12 protein-coding genes are annotated in these 20,257 nt (G+C 44.7%); 8 read left to right on the forward strand and 4 right to left on the reverse strand.

Translation table 11 applies throughout. The features are described 5' to 3' along the window. Positions 1–169: 169 nt before the first annotated feature. A complete protein-coding gene (locus tag ACYVBM_RS20370) occupies positions 170–2,116 on the reverse strand; it encodes a sialate O-acetylesterase (RefSeq protein WP_460687543.1) in 1,947 nt (648 codons plus the stop codon). A gap of 8 nt (positions 2,117–2,124) precedes the next feature. Then, a complete protein-coding gene (locus ACYVBM_RS20375; protein ID WP_460687544.1) occupies positions 2,125–2,919 on the reverse strand; it encodes an SGNH/GDSL hydrolase family protein in 795 nt (264 codons plus the stop codon). Between the two features lie 159 nt (positions 2,920–3,078). On the opposite strand from ACYVBM_RS20375, the gene ACYVBM_RS20380 reads away from it, so the two are divergent. The 4 genes from ACYVBM_RS20380 to ACYVBM_RS20395 are packed head-to-tail and all read left to right on the forward strand — an operon-like array spanning position 3,079 to position 10,152. After that, on the forward strand, positions 3,079–5,016 hold the full coding sequence (locus tag ACYVBM_RS20380) for a sialate O-acetylesterase (protein ID WP_460687545.1): 1,938 nt from the start codon (positions 3,079–3,081) through the stop codon (positions 5,014–5,016). A 21-nt stretch (positions 5,017–5,037) separates the two neighbouring features. After that, complete coding sequence (locus ACYVBM_RS20385) at positions 5,038–6,435, forward strand: DUF5005 domain-containing protein (RefSeq protein WP_460687546.1); 1,398 nt, start codon at positions 5,038–5,040, stop codon at positions 6,433–6,435. 21 nt (positions 6,436–6,456) lie between these two features. Further along, positions 6,457–7,848, forward strand: coding sequence for an SGNH/GDSL hydrolase family protein (locus ACYVBM_RS20390; RefSeq protein ID WP_460687547.1), 1,392 nt, complete (start codon positions 6,457–6,459; stop codon positions 7,846–7,848). Then, positions 7,849–10,152, forward strand: a complete 2,304-nt coding sequence (locus ACYVBM_RS20395; RefSeq protein WP_460687548.1) for a GH92 family glycosyl hydrolase — start codon at positions 7,849–7,851, stop codon at positions 10,150–10,152. A gap of 33 nt (positions 10,153–10,185) precedes the next feature. On the opposite strand, the gene ACYVBM_RS20400 is transcribed toward ACYVBM_RS20395, so the two are convergent. Together ACYVBM_RS20400 and ACYVBM_RS20405 are read right to left on the reverse strand one after the other, a co-directional pair. Continuing rightward, positions 10,186–12,552 carry an alpha-L-rhamnosidase-related protein gene (locus ACYVBM_RS20400; protein ID WP_460687549.1) on the reverse strand — a complete coding sequence of 789 codons (2,367 nt, stop codon included), beginning with the start codon at positions 12,550–12,552 and terminating at the stop codon, positions 10,186–10,188. 50 nt (positions 12,553–12,602) lie between these two features. Next, positions 12,603–13,538: a prolipoprotein diacylglyceryl transferase gene (locus tag ACYVBM_RS20405; protein WP_460687550.1), complete on the reverse strand. Its 936-nt coding sequence runs from the start codon at positions 13,536–13,538 to the stop codon at positions 12,603–12,605. 281 nt (positions 13,539–13,819) lie between these two features. Here ACYVBM_RS20405 and ACYVBM_RS20410 point away from each other — a divergent pair, with 281 nt between their 5' ends. The 4 genes from ACYVBM_RS20410 to ACYVBM_RS20425 are packed head-to-tail and all read left to right on the forward strand — an operon-like array spanning position 13,820 to position 20,250. After that, on the forward strand, positions 13,820–15,607 hold the full coding sequence (locus ACYVBM_RS20410) for a RagB/SusD family nutrient uptake outer membrane protein (RefSeq protein ID WP_460687551.1): 1,788 nt from the start codon (positions 13,820–13,822) through the stop codon (positions 15,605–15,607). A gap of 39 nt (positions 15,608–15,646) precedes the next feature. Next, positions 15,647–16,090 (forward strand): DUF5004 domain-containing protein, encoded by a 444-nt coding sequence (locus ACYVBM_RS20415; RefSeq protein ID WP_460687552.1) that lies wholly within the window; start codon positions 15,647–15,649, stop codon positions 16,088–16,090. A gap of 25 nt (positions 16,091–16,115) precedes the next feature. Next, a complete protein-coding gene (locus ACYVBM_RS20420; protein ID WP_460687553.1) occupies positions 16,116–17,120 on the forward strand; it encodes a DUF4961 domain-containing protein in 1,005 nt (334 codons plus the stop codon). Next, positions 17,065–20,250, forward strand: a complete 3,186-nt coding sequence (locus tag ACYVBM_RS20425; RefSeq protein ID WP_460687554.1) for a SusC/RagA family TonB-linked outer membrane protein — start codon at positions 17,065–17,067, stop codon at positions 20,248–20,250. Before ACYVBM_RS20420 ends, ACYVBM_RS20425 begins: the two co-directional genes overlap by 56 nt. The last annotated feature ends 7 nt before the right edge of the window (positions 20,251–20,257 follow it).

Genomic DNA, 20,257 nt, shown 5'->3' on the forward strand with positions numbered 1-20,257 from the left:
GAACCCAAAGTTATCCCTGTTCACTGCACTATTATTGCAGTGAAAGTTTGCATGGTAAGATCAATGAAACGATAGAGACTGCCTTTAGAATATAGTACGATTAAAGGGCCTTTTAGCGCTATTTAAGGCGTCTGATTGATGTAACTGCTATGAATAACCTTCTTTTCCTTTACGGCAGGAACCGGTACGTTTTCCCTGCCGTTTTTAACGGGATATCATCTGTTCTGAACGGCGCGGCCGGCAGCCCGTTTTTATTATACAGGTCAATGGATCCCGGTTCATCGCTCCAAAGGTATCTTACGTTTGCAGGAGATTTTACAGCCGGGCTGTAAACGACCACTGAATGATTGTTCTTTACATAAGCCCTTGCCCAATGAAAAACATTATCGTTGCCGGCAATAGCAAAACCATCTATATAGCCGTATTTGTTTCGGCATATGATATGTTGATTAAATGTTACAATGATACTGTCCCTTTCGACCTGCATGCTTTTGTATTCGGGGCTTGTTTCAATGCTGTCAATGCCATATACCATACTAAGCGCTGTCATTCCGAGCCGGTTCCCCACCTCCAGTTTATTATGCGGATGGAGGTTATTGGCCTCGCCAATATCGATGGTTACTGCCAGGCCGGTATTGGGAAGTGTGAGGGCTGCTGATTGGGCATCGCGCAGCTCGGCCCATTCGCTGTTTTCAGGTTCTTCGGACTCTTTACCTAAATTGGGCAGTTGCACTATTAAAAAAGGAAGGTCGCCCTGGTTAAACTGTTTGCGCCAGTCAGTTATCAATGCGGGCAGTAACTGTTTGTATTCTTCGGCTCTGCCGGTATTAGCTTCTCCCTGGTACCAGGCAAAGCCTTTGACGCTTAACTGTTTTAACGGCGCCATATTGGCGTTATATAGAATGGCCGGTGTACCGAATATATAAGAGTTGGCCACCAGGGGCTTTTTAAATTTCGAAGCATCAATTGGCGTTCCTTTTTTATATTTCCATGTTCCGGCAAGAAAGGGATTCCAGAACATATTATACATACCTCCCTTGCCTCCCGAATCAAATACACGTACAACGACCACATTGTTTTTGTGCCTGATAATACTGTCGGGGATCTTATAAGTGTATAGGTTCATATTGCCATAGCCTTCTCCTATTTTTACGCCGTTCACCCAGCAGATATTGTAATCGTCCACCTGACCGAGACTGATATTGGTATTGCCAAAAATATCTTTTGGGAAAGAATCGTAGCTTTTTCTAAACCATACCGAGCCATCATAATCTTTCAATTCGTTGTCCTCCCAATGTGAGGGTTGGTTCATCGTTTTCCAGCCGCTGGTATCCGTTTCAGGCAAATACCATTGTTGTGCTAACCCGGGATCATCTTTCAGGTAATATTCTTTATTCCATGATGATTTTATTTTTTCAAAATCGTCACTCATCTGTTTCATGCTTTTCTTTGGAGCAAGATAGGTGTTGTAAAAATTATCAAATTGTGGAAACTGCCGGAGTGCTTCATTACTCGTCCATTGTTCAATAGCCGTTGCGCCAAGGCTGTTGCTGATCAAACCTATTGGAACATTTAAATGCTGCTGCAGGTAGCTGCCAAAGAAAAAGCCTGCTGCGCTAAAGCCATTTACCTCTTTTACGGTGGCTATCTTCCATGTACCACCTTTAACGGTATCCTGTGGAACAAAGTCGGTACCAATCCCAACAGTAAACAATCTTATATTATTGTTATTAAACGTAGCCGTATCAGGTTGCGGCCTTGCTTCCTGTACACTGAACTGCATATTGCTTTGTCCGCTGCAGATCCACACATCTCCAAATAAAACGTTCGAAAGTGTTATAGTATTCCTGCCTTTCACAGTAATAGTGTGTGGTCCGCCTGCCGGCTGGGCAGGCAGTGTTATTTTCCATGTCCCGTTTTTGGCAATGGTATTATAAGTGGCATTATTTAAAAATACCGAAATTCTTTCGCCCCTGCCTGCTGTTCCCCAGATGTTGCAGGGCTTATCTCTTTGTAACACCATATTGCTTTGAAACAGGCTGGAAAGCGCTACATTGGCTTTTGTTATAACCGGGCATATAAAGAACCATATAATAAGCATACACTTCAACTTCATTGCAAACTTTATTTCTTATTTTGTAATGCTTTTTTAATAGCTTGCTGTACTATCGGTTCCATTATTTTGTACCCTTCCAAAATTGGATGCACCCCATCTTTTGATAATGCTGTTCTCATCCCTTTTCGCTCGTCGGCCATCGTCGACCAGTAATCAGCATATATGCAGTTGTTCTTTAAAGCATATTGCTTTATCCATGCATTTAGCGCAACAATTTTTTCAGCGGGCTGCAGGCCGGGTTTCCACGGATAATCATAAACAGGTGTTACGGAACATAGAACCACTTTTATATGATGGGCCTGCGCCAGTTCTGCCATTGATGCAATATTATTTTGGATCATTTCAGGAGTGGAGGGGCCAGTGTTGCCCGCAATATCATTGGTCCCTGCCAGTATAACTACTACCTTCGGGCGAAGGTTAATGACATCGGCACGAAAGCGTACCAGCATTTGGGGGGTTGTTTGCCCGCCAATGCCCCGGTTAATATACTTGTTTTCTTTAAAAAAATCCGGATCAGCCTCGTTCCATCCTTCTGTTATGGAGTTGCCCATAAACACCACACGGTTCTCACCTGCCGTGGGCAGGCCAAGCGTGGCATTGGCATCTTTATATTTAGAAAGATGGGCCCAGTCGTTATGGATCATATACTCAATGTATTGCTGGAATTTGATCCAGGAAGAGTCCTCCTTTTCCTTATTATCTGTATTTTGGGCGTTTATATTTAGTACAGGAAAGAGGGCGCATATAACAGCAAATAGTTGTATAAGGCAGCGGGACGCATTTTGTTTACACTGTGCTGGCACTAAACGGGGATTTATGGATCTTAACTTCATAGCATTTTCGTGAAACAAATAATAAGTACACTCAGCAGGCACTTACCTCTATTAGCGTACCGAGATTTAACAATTTTAAATAGAGGTAAAACCTTTGTTGCGTGTCTATAGAAAATAATAAATTAGCAAATGAAGCCTTTTTTTTTATTAGTTATTATTACAGCAGGCAGTATTGTTACTGCTTGTGCTCAGCTTGCATTACCTGCAATCTTTGCAGACAATATAGTATTGCAGCAAAATGCCAATGCCTCTGTATGGGGCTGGGCAAAGCCAGGCCGGAAAGTGGAGGTTAGTGGCAGCTGGTCTGCTACAGTTGTACAGGCCGTGGCCGGCCAAAACGGCAAATGGATGGTGAAGCTGCCTACTCCAAAAGCTGGCGGGCCTTTTACTGTAAGCATAAAGACGGATGAAATAAAGGTGTTAAAAAACGTATTGATTGGAGAAGTGTGGATCTGCTCCGGCCAGTCTAATATGGAAATGCCTGTTTCAGGCTGGGCTACAGATCCGATCAAAAATTCGGCGCAGGAAATAGCGGGCGCGAACTATCCTGCTATAAGATTATTTACGGTTGAAAAGGAAATAGCCTATGCTCCAAAAAACGATGTGAGAGGGGCGTGGGCAGTTTGTTCCCCGGCAACGGTTGGCGCTTTCAGTGCTGCGGCCTATTTCTTTGGTAGACAATTGCATAATAAGCTGAAAGTACCGATAGGTCTCATACACACAAGCTGGGGCGGTACGATTGCCGAAGCCTGGACAAGTGAAGCATCGCTGCGGCTGATGGGCGATTTTGATAAAGAGCTGAATACAATGGATTCGGTAAATAAAGACAGGGAAGGTATGCGGGCAAGAGATAGCATCAACCAGTTGAAATGGCTGTCGGCTGTAGCTGATAATGGGAATGAGCATATCAAAGGAAGCAATACTTCGGGGTGGAATACCATGCTATTGCCGGGTATATGGGAAAAGGCCGGGTTGCCTGATATAGATGGAATTGTGTGGTTTAAACGCATTGTAAACATTCCGGACGCCTGGGCAGGAAAGGAGCTAAAGCTGAACCTAGGCCCTATTGACGACAGGGACGTCATGTTTTTTAATGGTGAAGCGGTGGATAGCACCATGAGCGGTTTTACCTGGGCGGCAGAACGGCATTACACTATACCGGGCAGTCTGGTAAAAGCCGGCAACAATGTTATAGCTGTTAAAGTTATTGATGATGGAGGCGATGGTGGTATGTACGGGAAAGCAGATCAAATGGTTTTATATCCTGCAGCCGCAAACAATGCATCGGGAATTAGCCTTAGCGGGGAATGGTATTATAGCCTGGCAGCCATAAAACCTAAACCCCTGTTAAACACTTGGCCTAACCAGCCATCAGTTCTTTATAATGCAATGATAGCGCCGTTGGTGCCTTTTGCAATAAAGGGCGCTATATGGTACCAGGGTGAATCAAACGTAGGCAGGGCAAAGCAATACACTACTTTATTTCCTTTAATGATCAGTGAATGGAGGAAACAATGGAATGAAGGAGACTTCCCTTTTTACTTTGTCCAGATAGCTCCTTTTAAATATGGCGGGAACCAAACAGATGCCGCTCAGCTACGCGATGCCCAGCGTAGAACGCTTTCGTTTGCCGCCAATACAGGCATGGCAGTTACCCTGGATATTGGCGATATCAATAATATTCATCCCGCGAACAAGCAGGAAGTTGGCCGTCGGTTAGCGCTTTGGGCCTTGAATAAAACATATAGGAATGTTGGTGTTGTTTATTCCGGGCCGCTATATAAAAGTTTTGAAATTAAGGGCAATAAAGTAATTGTTTCGTTTACAAATACCGAAGGTGGTTTAAAGTCCGGTAATGGTTCTTTGGAAGGGTTTGAGCTGCAGGACCCCGTTGGTACCTGGAAATCTGCCAAAGCTGTGATCGAAGGTAATAAGGTTATTGTTGGCAGCAACGCCATTTCAAACCCCGTTGGGGTACGATATGCATTTTATGCAACGTCCGTAGGCTCGCTTTTCAATGGTAAAGGGCTACCTGCATCATCCTTTACTTCTGCTGAATTGAACTGATGCATTTTTAAACCTTTTGAAATGAAAAGAGTTCCTTTAAGTATTATTATTAGCGGTCTGTTGCTAACATCGTGTCAAAAAGATGTTTTTAAAAATTATAAAAGCCCTCAGAGAGCTATTCTTTTTTTCACTGTTGAGAACCAGATCGGCAAAACTGTAATAAGCAGAACAGTAGACAGCTCTGTTGTAGTGGTTACCGTGCCTTACACTACAGATCTTACGGCAATAAAGCCGGTAATAACGGTTTCGGACGGAGCAACTATTACGCCGGCTTCGGGTAAAACAGTTGATTTTTCAGGTGATAAGACACATATGTATACAGTAACCTCGCAGGACGGCCAAAAGCGCGAATGGGAGGTACGCATACAAGTGAATGAGGTACCCCTGCCCTGGCTCGTTCCTATACCTAATGAAGGGAAATGGGACGCTAATGTTAAAGTTTACAGCGATACGCTCTATAATAATTACCTTACCCGTTATTCCGGATGGAATGGAGCAGATGGATGTTACTCCACGTTATTACCCAATGGAAGTTTACTATGGACCTTCCAGGACAGCTTTTTTGGTGAGGTAACACCGGAGCGGGCAAGAATTAATAACACTTTTGTACGAAATACCGGCATATTACAGGAAGGTATGTCAGTAGAGAGCTTTATACAGCTGAATCCTGGTTCCGGTAATCAGTCACAGACCTGGATAAAATATGACGGCGCCGCAGAAGACCAGGACTGGTACTGGCCTGGCGCCGGGCAGGTATATAACAATGAGCTGCAGGTACTACTTGGTCATGTGCGTAAAACAGGTGATGGGGCCTGGGATTTTGCACATACAAGTACAGATGTCGCCATCTTTGACCTGCCTTCTATGCAAATGCGCGAAATAATAAAAGACAAGGATGTGACCAATAACTACGATGCAGGAAGCATGCAGGCGCCCGATGGATACACTTATATGTATGCCACGGAAAACGGCTTTCTTACTTCTTTTATGTATGTGGCACGCGTGGCCGGTAATGACCTGAAGGGTACCTGGGAATATTACGGGGAAAAGGGGTGGAGTACCACACCTTCCAAATATAATGTTTGCAGCGATATCACTCAACCCAATGTGTTTTACCAGGATGGCAAGTATTACCTGGTATCACAGCAAATTATTTTCGGGCAGGATATTTATATTCTCGAATCCGACAGTCCCGTAGGCCCCTGGACCAATAAGCGCACTCTGTACCGTATACCCGAAAAATACGACGGCAAGGATATCATCACCTACAATGCCTTCGTACATCATGCGCTTAGCAGGCAAGGGGAGCTGGTGATCTCATACAATATCAATCCTACTGATTTCTGGAGCAACTTTAATAACCCTGGCAGTGCAGACCGGTACAGGCCATATTTTGTAAGGGTATTTAATTGGAAATAATTATGTTTTAAAATATATCTGATGAAGTTTCTGAATTACTTATGGTTTTCTCTTTTGGCACTTGCCTGTTTTCCCGCAGGCGCCCAACAGATTGCACCTTTCAAAAAAAATGACAGGGTCGCGTTTATCGGTAACAGTATCACGCACGGAGGGCGATATCACCAGTACATCTGGTTATATTATATGACACGGTTCCCCGACATGCCCATTACTATTATGAACGCAGGCATTGGCGGTGAGATTGCAGAACAGATGTATAAACGTCTTGAAACAGATGTTTATGCAAAAAAACCAACGGTTATTACCCTCACTTTCGGGATGAATGATACCGGGTATTTTGAATTTTTACAATCCGACAGTGCTGAAAAATCAAAAGAAAAATTAGAGCGGTCGTACAATGCTTTACTGCAAATGGATGCTTCTTTTAAAAAGCATCCGGAAATCAAAAAAGTGATCATCGCCGGTTCGCCTTATGACGAAACAAGCAAATTCGGGAACAATAATCTTTTTCCCGGTAAAGCAAATGCAATGCTTAAAGTAGCTGAGTTTCAGGAAGCGGTTGCGAAAAAAAGCGGTTGGGGGTTTGTTGACTTTACGCGCCCGATGACAGCTATTAATGTACGCGAACAGGCAAAGGATTCTACCTATACATTGATAGGTAACGATAGGATCCACCCTGGAGTTGACGGACATTTAGTGATGGCCTACCTGTTTTTAAAAGCACAGGGGCTGGCCAATAAGAAAGTAGCTGATTTTACGGTAAATGCTGCAACTGCAAAAGCTGAAAACCAAATCAATTGCAATATTACCAACATCCAACCCGGAAAAGGAACATTAAAGTTCGATTACCTGGCCAGGGCGCTGCCTTATCCTGTAGACACAATGCCAACCGGGGAGTGGGGCGCCATGCAACGGCGGGAAACAGATGCTTTAACAATTATTCCTTTTAATAAAGAGCTGAACGAGGAAATGTTGCGTATAACAGGCCTGAACGGCAGTAAGTATGCGGTAGAGATTGATGGCCAAAAGATAGGCGAATGGAACGGTGCTGAATTAAAGGCCGGTATTAACATGGCCGAACTGCGCAGGACACCGCAATATGAACAGGCAATGGTTGTAAAAAAATTAAACGAGGAAAGATGGCAGATAGAGCGGCGGTTCAGGGACTATGCCTGGATGGAGTATGATTTCTTAATGGATAGAGGCTTATTGATGAAGGATGACCTGTCAACCCTGGATACTATTTATGCACATCTTAACGAAGGGTTTGTAAGAGGGAATCTGGATATTTATCTCAAGGCCCGTTACCCCGAAGTGAGGCAGGGCTGGCAGAGCCAGATGGATGTGCTGGTGAATCAGATATACCAGATCAATAAACCTAAAAAACATACGTTCTATATACGCGAGCTATAAATGATTAAACGTTTAAAATTAAAATTATGGGTCATATCAGTATTAACGGTTGCCTGTGGCAGGGCACAGATAGAGCCACCGGCTGAGTATGTGAACCCGTTTATCGGCGCCAGTACCAGTACCGGTAAAGCCGGTATTTATCATGGTTTGGGCAAAACTTTCCCGGGGGCTACTACTCCTTATGGCATGGTACAGGTGAGTCCTAATACGATCACTGGCGGGGACAATGGTTCGGGGTATAGTTATGAGCATGAAAGTATTGAAGGGTTTGCATTTACACAAATGAGTGGTATTGGGTGGTTTGGCGATCTCGGTAATTTCCTGGTGATGCCGGCTACCGGACCACTTAAAACTGCTTCTGGTAAGCTGGAAGATCCGCCCGGTAAGGGTTACAGGTCCCGCTATGACAAGAAAAGCGAAAAGGCTTCGGCGGGATATTATGCTGTGCGTTTAACCGATCATAATATCAAAGCAGAAATGACTGCAGTGCCGCACAGCGGTATGTTGCGGTTCACATTTCCTGCAAATCAACAATCACGTATTCAGGTAGACCTGGCAAGAAGGATAGGAGGCACGGCTACCTCGCAATATGTAAAAGTGGTGGATGAGAACACCATTGCAGGCTGGATGACATGTACACCCGATGGTGGTGGCTGGGGCAATGGGGACGGGAAAGCAAATTATACTGTTTATTTTTACGCGCAGTTCAGCAAGCCGTTAAAAGATTATGGTGTATGGAGTGCACATATTCCTGATACAGCCAGCCGTAAGCGCGAGGCAATAGAAAGCGATTATTACCAGCAGAGGATAGCCAATGCCTCCGTTGAAAGAAATATAACTGAGGTCCAGGGAAAGCACCTGGGCTTTTACACTGAGTTTGAGACAAAAGCTGATGAGCAGGTGTTGATGAAAGCCGGGATATCGTTTGTGAGTATAGCAGGCGCTAAAAAGAATCTGGAAACAGAAATTAAAGATTGGGATTTTGACAGGGTGTATCAGCATGCAGTGCAGCTTTGGAATGATGCTTTGAATGTGATTGCTATTGATGGTGCTACAGAAGAGCAAAAGCGTGTTTTCTATACGGCATTGTATCATACCATGATCGATCCCCGTATTGTAACCGATGTGGATGGGAATTATACCGGCGGCGATGGTAAAATGCACAAAGCAACAGGGTTTAAAAAACGTAGCATATTCAGTGGCTGGGACGTGTTCCGGAGCCAGTTTCCTTTGCAAACAATTATTAATCCTCTTTTGGTCAATGATATGATCAGTTCGCTGGTAACACTGGCCGATGAATCGGACAGCAGTTACCTAGAGCGCTGGGAGCTGCTGAATGCGTATAGCGGGTGTATGCTGGGCAATCCGGCGGTTGTGGTACTGGCAGACGCTTACGTAAAAGGCATCCGTAATTATGATGTGCAGAAGGCTTACCAGTATGCAGTAACTACCAATGAGAAGTTTGGTAACGGCAACCTTGGATATGATCCCGGCAGCATCGCGAAAACACTGGAATACGCTTTTGCCGACTGGTGCCTTTCTCAGTTGGCAGACAGTTTAGGCAGGCACGGCGATGCAAAGAAATATGCTACACGGTCGCTCGCCTATAAAAATATATGGGATACAGCACATCACTGGTTTCGCCCGCGTAATGCGGATGGTAGCTGGCAGCCCTGGCCAAAAGATGGCCGTTTAACCGATTGGTACGGCACTTTTGAAACCAATCCTTACCAGCAGGGTTGGTTTGTGCCGCACGACGTGGAAGGTATGGTAGCATTGATGGGTGGCAAAGAAAAGGTTATTGCAGACCTCAATCATTTTTTTGACAGCACCCCCCGGAATTTTATGTGGAACAGTTACTACAATCATGCGAATGAACCGGTGCATCATGTTCCTTTTTTGTTTAACCGCCTGGGAGAGCCCTGGCTTACTCAAAAATGGACAAGAATTATCTGCGACAGCGCTTATCATAATTCGGTAGAAGGTTTGGTGGGAAATGAAGATGTGGGCCAGATGAGCGCCTGGTATGTATTGGCATCTGTTGGTATTCATCCTGTATCTCCTGGCAGTACCAGGTTTGAAATAACAAGCCCGTTGTTTAAGCAGTCAGTTATTCATTTGCCCGCTGGCAAAACTTTCTCTATAGTAGCAAAAGATAATTCCGCGTCCAATATTTATATACAAAAAGCGTTTCTTAATGGAATGCCTTACAATAAATGTTATATCGATTATTATGATATTATGAAAGGTGGTAAGCTGGAACTCGTTATGGGCAGCAGGCCACAGCCATTATTGTATAAATAGAATACATAGATTAATTTATGGGCTGTGGAGGAATCAATTCAAAGTAAAGCTGTTCTCACCTGCTTTAATCATATAGTCTTTCCCTTTCCATATAAAGACGCCGGATGTGCTTTGCGGAAGAGAAATGCTAACCATCCACTTATTTTGTTTAAAAGTGTACGAAGCTCCAACCTTGCCATTGGGATGCGGTATAGAACCACTTACTTTCAACAGGCTGCCCAAATGAGGCTTAATCTTTATTTTACTAAAGCCGGGAGCGTCGCTGTCAATACCCAATACCGTTCTGAAAAATTCAATATTAGGGCTGCTTCCCCAGGCATGGCAGTCAGAACGGGTTTTATAAAGATCGGGTTCTTCTGCCCAGGTGGTAAGTCCCATCTTTATATTATCCCGCCATACATCCAGCCAGCGCATATAATCATTACCAAGGCCTCCTTTCACAAGCGCCTGGTGCAGGTAGTATTTAAAATAAATAGTGCATTGGGTTAAGCTGTTATCGGTAAGTAATCTTTTGCAGAATGCTCCTGCACTTTTTTGATCTACCAGGCCGGTGAGCAGTGCAAGCGCGTTCGCATGCTGTGAAAACGATTTTTTTTCATTTGTGTCTGCATACAGCATTTTGGTACTATCCCAATATTTCAGCTTAATAGTTTGCCTTAGCTGTCTGGCCTTTTGATCGTACAGGTCTGCATAAGCTGTAACACCTAAATTACGTTCCAGTTCCGCGGCCCATTCAAAGGCCCATAAAAGCTGGAGGTCAATGGTGGCTGTGCTCCCATCCGATCCTTTTGGCGGTGCACCCATTGACCAGTTTTTGCCATTGGCCCAGTCCACAAAGGTCCAGTAGGGAGTGTTGCTTAAGGATCCGTCAGCCATTTGATATTTGTTGAAAAAGTCAAGAATGGCTCTTGTTCCTTGCAGCTTGGTTTTTAAGAAGGAGGGGTCATTCCTGTACATCCAGTAGTCGTGCAGCATACCAATATACCATAGAGAAAACGTAGGGATTATCTGTGTGCTGTGCGTTGGATAACGGCTTAGTGTAACACCTTCCGGCAGGCGGGAAGCGTCCATAAGATTTAATGCATACCTGGCCAGCCGGTCATCACCACTGTAATAATAAGATACCATGGCCTGTATGCGTGTATCGCCTATATACTGAAGCTGTTCGTAATAAGGACAGTCGGTATAGGTTTCAAAAGCATTAAGCCTGGCAGTTCGCCAGCCGATATCAAGGATCTGCTGTATGCCGGCATCTGCAGCGTTAAAAACGGCTGATTGCTTGAACGGGTAACCCGTAAAAGTCCCATACAGGCTATCAATCGTAAGTGGTGTGTCTTTAGTTTGTACAATTAAGCGCAGGTAACGGAAGGTGCGAAAATGAAAAGGGGTGAAAGACTGGTTGTCATTTCCATTAGATGCCAGTGTGTCTTTCAGTCCTCTGAACTCCTTGTCTTTTACTTCATTGCGGTTGCTTTTTCCTGTTCCGCGTAAAGGGTCGTTATTAAAAAGGGCTTCGGCATAGCTGAGTGATAGCCCTGCATTTTTACCTCCGCTGAACTGTATGGTCGGGTAGGCATTGGTTTCAAAAGTCTGATCGAGTAAAATGGTAACCGTACTGTTTGCTGGTATTTGTAAAGGAAATATCTTACGTGGTGTATTTAGTGGTAATGTTATCCCCGATGCTTCACGCACTACTTCGATGGGTTGGTAAGTGCGCTCTCTTGGCGGAAGGGGAGAGGGTACCAGCATATAGCCAAATCCATCGGAAAGTCCTTTTGGCTGACCGCCAAATAAATGTGCTGCCGGTCTCCAACTGCTGTCATCAAAATCAGGTTCCGACCAGCCGGTTATTGTTTTGTTCATATCTACAAATTGCCCGTTCACGGCAACGAATGGCGTCCAGGCCGGCCCGAAAGCCTTGTCCTCAATACTTTTCCAGGTGTTATTGGTATTCAGTATCTCTTCTTTTTCAGTAGCGCCCTGAACAATAAAAGCCGTACGCAGTGAATACTGCCATTCCGGGCGAAAATTGGCTTCATTCCATACAACAGCCGCGATGCTGTTGTTGCCCTGGGCGAGAAAAGGAGCGATATCAACAGTTTCATAGTTCCAGTTGTAGAGGTCACCACGTGTGGGGCCATCAGAAACCAGGGAATTGTTGACGTACAATTTATAGCGATTGTCAGCAGATACATGGATCTTAAAGGAGGCTGGCTTTTCCGCCAGGTCTATATGTTTGCGAAAATAAAATACGCCATAATCCTGCCCGTTGCCTGGCAGGTTACCGGTACCGATCCATTGTGCATTCCATGGCCTGAGAGATGATGGGACTGCAAAGCCGGAATAGGCATTTATTGTATATGACAGGAAACAGGAGATGATCAAAAAAGTATATTTCATCTGTTTATTTTTTATATTTTTTTATGCTCATTTCATAGTATAATAGTCACTTAAACTGGTTCTGCACCTCCATTTTTTGAGCGATACCACCTGCCGGCCATGAGGGCAGCTCCCGCTATCATCAATATAATGCTTACTAATTGAGCCTGGGTGATATGCAGTCCTTTAATTAAGGGGTTGATACGGATTTCTTCGATCAGGAATCTTTCCAGTCCGGCCAGGATCAGGTAAATGCTCATTACAAATCCTGTCGGACGCATTTTTTTTCTTATTCGCCAAAGAAGGAGGAACAGTAAAAAGCAAATGATGGCTTCATACAGGGAGGTGGGAAAAACAGGCGCTGCAAGCTTATAGCAATAGTTGCCCCAATCGCAATGATTCATAATAACCCCCTCGCGGATGATATTATGAGGATAGTCGTATGCCCAGAACCAGTCCGGTAGCCAGGCAAGCGGTTTGGCCATCGTATTTTCAATTCCCCAGTCCCCGTCCCCCGAAACGTGGCAGCCAAGTCTTCCTATAGAATACGAAAGAATAAAACCGGGCGCAGCTGAATCAAAAACGGATAAGGGATTAATATTGTTGCGGTAATAATAAACAGTAGAGGAAACTAACATACCCATAAGCGCGCCCAAATAATTAATTCCCGCAAATGAAAAGATGCTATGAATATTTTGCAGCTCATTGCTGTTTTCAAACAAATAAAAAATTTTACCGATTAAAATTCCGCATATTGTATTAAGCAGGGCAATGGTGCCCAGGGTTTTTGAGGGTAAAGCGGCTGCGGGCTTGCCAGGGTTAATGAGCGTATCCTTCCGGGAACTGTAATATCCCAGCTTTTCTTTCTGCCGCAGATCCTTCCTTAAATAGTACATGCCGAATATAAAGGACAGCGCTATGGAAAGGCCTAATGTGGTGATATGGTGCAGGAACGGCCACGTTAACCCTGTCGTCTCTCTCAGCAAATAAAATAAATCAGGATACACTGTTAATAATAGTTGGTTTCGATCATATGAATATAAGACATTAGATATAATGTAACGGTACAACTCTTTCACCTCAATCTATAAAAAGTGGCAATTCCCTGAAATTCGGAGGTTTTGTAGGGGCGAGGCAGTATATGAATTAATAAGAAGGTGTTTTCTGTGCGACAATTTGGAATGTACCCATATCTTTTATTGATGAAAAAAATAAGATATTACCGGAGTAGGGGTATGTATTGATTTAAGTTACCTAATCTTAGGAAAGATAAACGATTCTTAAAATTATGAAAAGATTTAACCATGCGAAGCTGTTGTCAGGGCTGATTATTAGCGTAGTGATGCTTTTATTAGCCTCCGGTTGTTCCAAAAGCAAGTTTTTGGAAGAAACGACCACTACCAACCTGAACGAACAGACCGTTTTTAGCGATAGTTCCTATGCAATGGGCTTTTTGAACGAAATCTATTCTAAAGTAGGCTTTAGTTTCAGTCCTACCCGGTTTTCGGAAAATGGAGGGTTGGATGCTGCTTCCTCGGAAGCAGATGTGCCCAGGGCAGGGGTTGCCGCTACATCTATGGGGTTTGCAACCGGCTCCATAACGCCGGCCACTGTAACGGATGATGCCTGGAAAACCTGTTATGCGCAAATAAGAGCTGTGAACCAGTACTTAAAGCATGTTCCTACCTTGCCTTTTGATCAGAACCTGCAAAAAAGAACCGCCGCAGAAGCCCGGTTTTTGAGGGCCTGGTACTATTTCAATCTTTTAAAACACTATGGAGGCGTGCCGTTGGTGGGAGATACTATTTTCAGTGATAAAGATCGGATTTCAGGCGAACGGAACAGCTTTGAAGAATGTGTTAATTATATTGTGTCAGAATGTGATGAGGCTGCAAAAAACCTGCCCGTGCGCCAGCAGGGCCTGGAATATGGAAGAGCAGGCGCTGGTGCATGCAAGGCGTTGAAGGCAAGGGTGCTTTTATATGCGGCCAGCCCTTTGTTTAATGGCCCCAATAATTTTAATACAGCGCTTAGCGAACCGTTACGCTCCGCCGTTGGTTATACCAGTGCGGATAATAACCGCTGGAAACTGGCCGCCGATGCGGCAAGAGCGGTGATAGCGCTTGGCACTTACCAGATATATAATAATACCGGATCGGTATCCGGACAAACGATCCAGCCATTCCAGGATCTGTTTTACCAGCGGGTGAACAACGAGTACATTTTTGCCAGGATGCAAAAGGGTGTAAAAGATTTCGAAACCTGCTGGATGCCGCCCACCCGCGGGGGAGATGGCAAAGGGGCCTACCCTTACCAGGAACTGGTAGATGCTTTTCTTATGAAAAACGGGAAAATGATCGGTAGTGTGGGATCGGGTTACAACCCGGCGAGGCCTTACGATAACCGCGACCCCCGCCTGGATTATACGATAATGCATGATTCTTCCTTGATTGTTTTATATACCGATGGTCTTCAGCCTATTATGGGGCAGCCTGTAAAATTTTATGTAGATGCCGGGTCGGATGCCGTATTTAAGCGGACCACTACCGGCTACTATGTAAATAAAATGCTGAAGCCCGATATAGCGGGGAACTGTATTCATGGCACCGATCGTTGCTGGCCTTTGATCCGGCTGGGAGAAATGTACCTTGATTTTGCCGAAGCCGAGAACGAGTTTGCCGGCCCTACCCAGGAAGTATATGATGCCATTATCGCCCTTAGAAAAAGAGCCGGTATTGAACCGGGTGCGGATAATGGCTACGGCCTTACAGCAGGTATGTCACAAGCGGACATGAGGGCCGTTATAAGAAACGAGCGTCGGATAGAGCTCGCGTTTGAAGAGCACTGGTTTTGGGATGTGCGCCGCTGGATGATTGCCGAAACCACTGAAAATACTGTGATGCACGGAATGAAAGTAACAAGAAGCAGCGCAACCGCGACCCCGGTATTCGAAACTTTTGATGTGAGGAAACGTAATTTCAGAAATGCCATGTACCTGTTCCCCATACCCCAGGGTGAGGTTGCAAAATCAACTCAGCTGTTACAAAACCCATACTGGAGCACAAGCGCGCAATAAAAACTGTAGATCAGCACTATAAAATTCAATAAATCAGTTATGAACCAAAGCAGGTATATATTTTCAACAGCGTTTACCCTGTTGTTATTATTGCTGGTAAACTCTTGCCAGAAAGAGAGTACTAAAATCAACCCCGAGGCTCAAAAGAATATTGTAGGCACCTGGAAAATTGCTTCTGTTACGAGAAACGGGGTGGATATAACCAACTTTTTTGATTTTTCGGCCTTTAAAATTCAGTTTAAGGATGACGGCAGCTATATCGTAGGCCATGAAGCTCCCTTTGTGATTTCAAAAGACGGCACCTGGTCTCTGGACGATGGCGCATATCCTTTACGTCTGTCTTTTATTCAGCAGGGTGGTTCGCAGACTTTTGTAAATGAGTTCGAGTACCCGGTAGTGGAGGGCGCGCGAAGGATCATTTTAAAAGGTTCGCCGGGTTGCACTATGAATACCTATCAATACGCATTAGTGGCTGCGGAATAATATATAAATATCTCAATTCTCATATATGAGCATCAAAAAATATTTTAGGAAAAAGAATCTCTGGAAGTTTCTGACCGTTGCGGTGTTACTGGCGTTAATATTTGCCTGCAGTACCGATATAGTAAGCGTGGATCAGCCCTCTGAAGCCGAAGCGGGCAGCGAATTGACAGTAACGGTAAACTGTAAAATAGATCCGGCCGGTACCAACAATGGCAGCACGCTTGTAGTGGGCTTCCTGGCGCCAAAGTCGTGGAACGCAAGGCAAAATACATCAGCTTACTATACCTGTATCCCAATGGGGGCCGATAACGAAAAAATGAGCCTGATGCCTGTTTCTGAAAAAGAATCAAAAACGCAGCTGCCCTGGGCTGATGCGCTTATGTCGGATAAGAGGTACGCCCTCATGGGAAATATCGTCAACGACCTGGAATGGGTGGTGTTCCGTTCCACCAAAACTTATGATGTAAACAGCGGCATTACGTTTACTGTAAAGATTGTAACCAAAGTGGGCCAGGAGAATATGCTGGTGAACCTAGGCTATTTTATAGGTAATGCTAACGATGGCCTGGCTGCTCCCGGAAGTGATAAATACCACGATGGCAAATATGCCCGCCTTACAGTAGTGAACGGAACCGGCGATATGATCGATTTCGTAAACCCGCAAATCGCTATGATGGAGCTGGCAAAGGCCACAGATAATGATATACAAACCATTTTTTACGATGGTGACCTGGTGGAAACCCCTTTAAGCAGCGAATCCGCGATATACCTGTGTGCCAAAGCTTATACTGCTACCGGGGAGGTGATTGATCGCTGCGAAAGAACGGAACGTTCGGCCTTTAAGCCAGTGGCCGGCATCAACAAGTTCAGGTTTGATTTCTGGCCCCGGTCTTACTTTGGGCTCACTGAAACCCAAACCATACAACGGATGGAGTATTTTTTAACAGATGCAACCGGCGCTAAAAAAATAGGTTATGGTGGAAGCACTGCGGAAACCGACCCTTTCAGGTTCACATTTAATTGTCAATAACGATCAACAGATTAATACCTCCTGCTTGCAGGATCACTATAAACGAAAAATATTTATGCTGCTATTAAATACTTTCTTTAAAAGAACCTGCGTTGTGGCTTTGGCGCTTTTAATGTGCAATGTGTGCCTTGCTCAAACCGGTAAAACGGTAAGAGGCAAGGTGGTAAATGAATATGGCCATGCGGTTGAAAATATCCGGGTGGAGGAAAAGAAAAGCGGTACCTCGGTAATGAGCAACGAAGATGGCGTTTTCGAAATAAGTGTGACGCCTCCCGCTACACTTTATTTTTCAGGAAAATCGGTCGATGCAACCATTTATAAACTGTCTGACACGGACAATGACATTACTGTTTTGGTGAGACAAAGCTACCTGATAACGGAAGATACGCTGGATGTTTTGTATGGTGAACAAAAAAAATCGCTCTTTTTAGGTGCAGCATCCACGGTATATACCCCACAGTTATCTACCACACCGGCAACGCTGTATCCTTACGCGCTTACAGGCAGGCTTGCAGGTTTATATACCGAGCAGTTGCAGGGATTCCGTACGTTTTCAGGAACGGATGACGCCATTTCTAAACAAGACCTGGTAGGGTCGCTGGCAAGAACCGGCTTAGGACAGTTTAGTGATAATAACGAAATATTACTGAGGTTGAGGGGGCAGGGTACAACTGTTATGGTAGATGGCATTCAGCGGAATATTTTTTCGCTCGACCCCGAAAGTATCGAAAGCGTATCTGTTTTAAAAGATGGTTTATCGACCATTGCATTAGGCCAGCGAAGCTCTAAAGGATTGCTACTGGTAACTACCAAAAAACCTCAGATGGGGCCTCCCCAGTTTTCCTTTACAGCGGAGGTGGGCACACAGGAAGCGATAAAGCAACCAAAGCCTTTGGATGCATTTACCTACTCTTACCTTGTAAACGAGGCATTGCAAAATGCAGGGCGTAAAACGCTGTATACCGTTAACGACCTGGAAGCTTTTAAAAACGGCAGCGACCCTTATCTGCATCCTGACGTAAACTGGTACGACGTGGTGCTTAGAAAAAATGCACCGTTGTACCGGTACAACATGAACCTTGGCGGCGGTAGCCAGGTAGCAAGATACATGGTTTCATTAAACTACATGAACCAGGAGGGGCTGCTGAATATTCAAAATTCGGATGCGAAGCTGCAATTACAGCGCTACATGATCAACTCAAAAGTAGATATTAGTGTTACAAAAGATTTTAATATTGGCGTGCAGTTGTTTGGCCGCATACAGGATGGTAACCAGCCCGGGACCGGAACGGGGAATATTTTAAGCGCCCTTTTAACCACTCCTAATAATGCTTACCCGGTATATAATCCAAATGGGTCTTTGGGAGGGAACAATTCCTTCCAGCAAAACTTAAAAGCCATGCTCGATAACTCGGGGTACATGATGAATACCGACAGGGATATCATGGCCAACGTGGACATGAAATATAATTTTGACAATTGGGTCAAAGGCCTTTGGGTAAAAATAAAGGGCAACCTGTCTGTTCAGTCTGCTACAGTAACCGACCGGAGCCTGCGGGTGCCCGTTTTCCAGATGCAGGTTAGTAACAGCGGTGATACTACTTATAACCAGTATGGCAGCGCAAATTCACAGCAAAATTCATTTGTGGCCCTTTCTAATGCAAGGTACTGGTATGCACAGGGTGAGATAGGGTACTCGAAGGTATTGAATGAGTACCACTCATTTACAGCTTCTTTAATGGCCGACTCCAGGCGCATGACCCTCAATTTTGATATGCCGGGCACTGCTAAAAATTATATGGCTAAGCTGCAATATAATTATAAAGAGAAGTATATGCTGGAAGGCGCCCTTAACTATAGTGGCTACGACAGGTATCCGCCCGGCCGACAGTATGGGCTGTTTTATGCTGCCGGTGCCGGATGGAATATGGCAAAAGAAGATTTTATAAAAGATAATGTGGACTGGATCAACCTACTGAAACTGCGGGCTACTTATGCGCATACCGGTAACGGTGTTGACAATTCCGGTTATTTTATCTGGCGCCAGACATATTCTGCAAATGAGGGCCAGACAGGTATTGCCGGTATTGATCACGTGCGGGCACAACAGGCTATTGCTGAGAACGGGCTGGCCAATACAGATATCAGTTGGGAACAGGGTAATAAATTTAGTGCAGGGGTGGACATCTCTTTATTTAAGGATCACTTATCCATCAGCGCGGATTATTACCGGGATGTGTATTTCGACCTTTTACAGGTCAGGGGAAAAAGCATAGCGCTGCTGGGCACCGGCTATCCTTCAGAAAATATTGGCAGAAGGCTTTATACAGGGGGAGAGTTGCAGGTTTCTTATCAAAACAATATAAACGCATTTAATTACTTTTTTACTGCTAACGGATCGCTCGAAAAAAGCAAAACGCTTTTCATGGATGAGCAGCAAAGAGATTATCCCTGGAATGTGAGGACCGGACTTCCGGTAGATATAAGGTTTGGCTATATAGCCGAAGGGTTGTTTCAGACAGAAGAGGAAATTAAGTCAAGCGCTGTAATAGCGGGTTATGAAGTGCTGCCCGGCGACATTAAGTATAAAGACCTTAACGGGGATGGCATGATAGATCAGTTTGACCAAACCGCTATCGGAACAAATAAACCCCTGTTGTATTATGGTTTAACCACGGGCTTTAATTATAAAGGTATCGGTTTTAGCATACTGTTCCAGGGTGTAAAGAACAGGGACCGGTATATAGACAACTCGAACACGGAAGTACTGACACCCACCGGGCAGGTTTACAGGCAGCTATATGAACAGATACTGAACAGGTGGACACCCGAAACAGCGGGTATAGCTACTTACCCGAGATTGAGGCCCAATGGCGCCGATGGTTATACGCTGAGCTCAAGTACGTTCTGGATGCACTCCGGCGACTACTGGCGCATTAAAAATATCAACCTGCAATATACATTTCCTTTTAAATGGACTTCGCGCTTTAGGGTGGCCGGCATAACAGCGTTTGCCAATGCCCAGAACCTTTTCACATGGTCGGCTTATGACCGGGTGGATCCGGAGGTAGGGTTTGGCGCTTACCCTATTCAAAAGGTGTATAATATGGGTGTCAATATTAAATTTTAGAAAACCT

The organism is Niabella aquatica, assembly GCF_054779315.1.

Coding starts and splice junctions, on each gene's coding strand:
- ACYVBM_RS20385 (WP_460687546.1), top strand. CDS start 5,038: ATGAAAAGAGTTCCTTTAAGTATTATTATTAGCGGTCTGTTGCTAACA.
- ACYVBM_RS20425 (WP_460687554.1), top strand. CDS start 17,065: ATGGTGGAAGCACTGCGGAAACCGACCCTTTCAGGTTCACATTTAATT.
- ACYVBM_RS20370 (WP_460687543.1), bottom strand. CDS start 2,116: ATGAAGTTGAAGTGTATGCTTATTATATGGTTCTTTATATGCCCGGTT.
- ACYVBM_RS20420 (WP_460687553.1), top strand. CDS start 16,116: ATGAGCATCAAAAAATATTTTAGGAAAAAGAATCTCTGGAAGTTTCTG.
- ACYVBM_RS20380 (WP_460687545.1), top strand. CDS start 3,079: ATGAAGCCTTTTTTTTTATTAGTTATTATTACAGCAGGCAGTATTGTT.
- ACYVBM_RS20400 (WP_460687549.1), bottom strand. CDS start 12,552: ATGAAATATACTTTTTTGATCATCTCCTGTTTCCTGTCATATACAATA.
- ACYVBM_RS20415 (WP_460687552.1), top strand. CDS start 15,647: ATGAACCAAAGCAGGTATATATTTTCAACAGCGTTTACCCTGTTGTTA.
- ACYVBM_RS20395 (WP_460687548.1), top strand. CDS start 7,849: ATGATTAAACGTTTAAAATTAAAATTATGGGTCATATCAGTATTAACG.
- ACYVBM_RS20390 (WP_460687547.1), top strand. CDS start 6,457: ATGAAGTTTCTGAATTACTTATGGTTTTCTCTTTTGGCACTTGCCTGT.
- ACYVBM_RS20410 (WP_460687551.1), top strand. CDS start 13,820: ATGAAAAGATTTAACCATGCGAAGCTGTTGTCAGGGCTGATTATTAGC.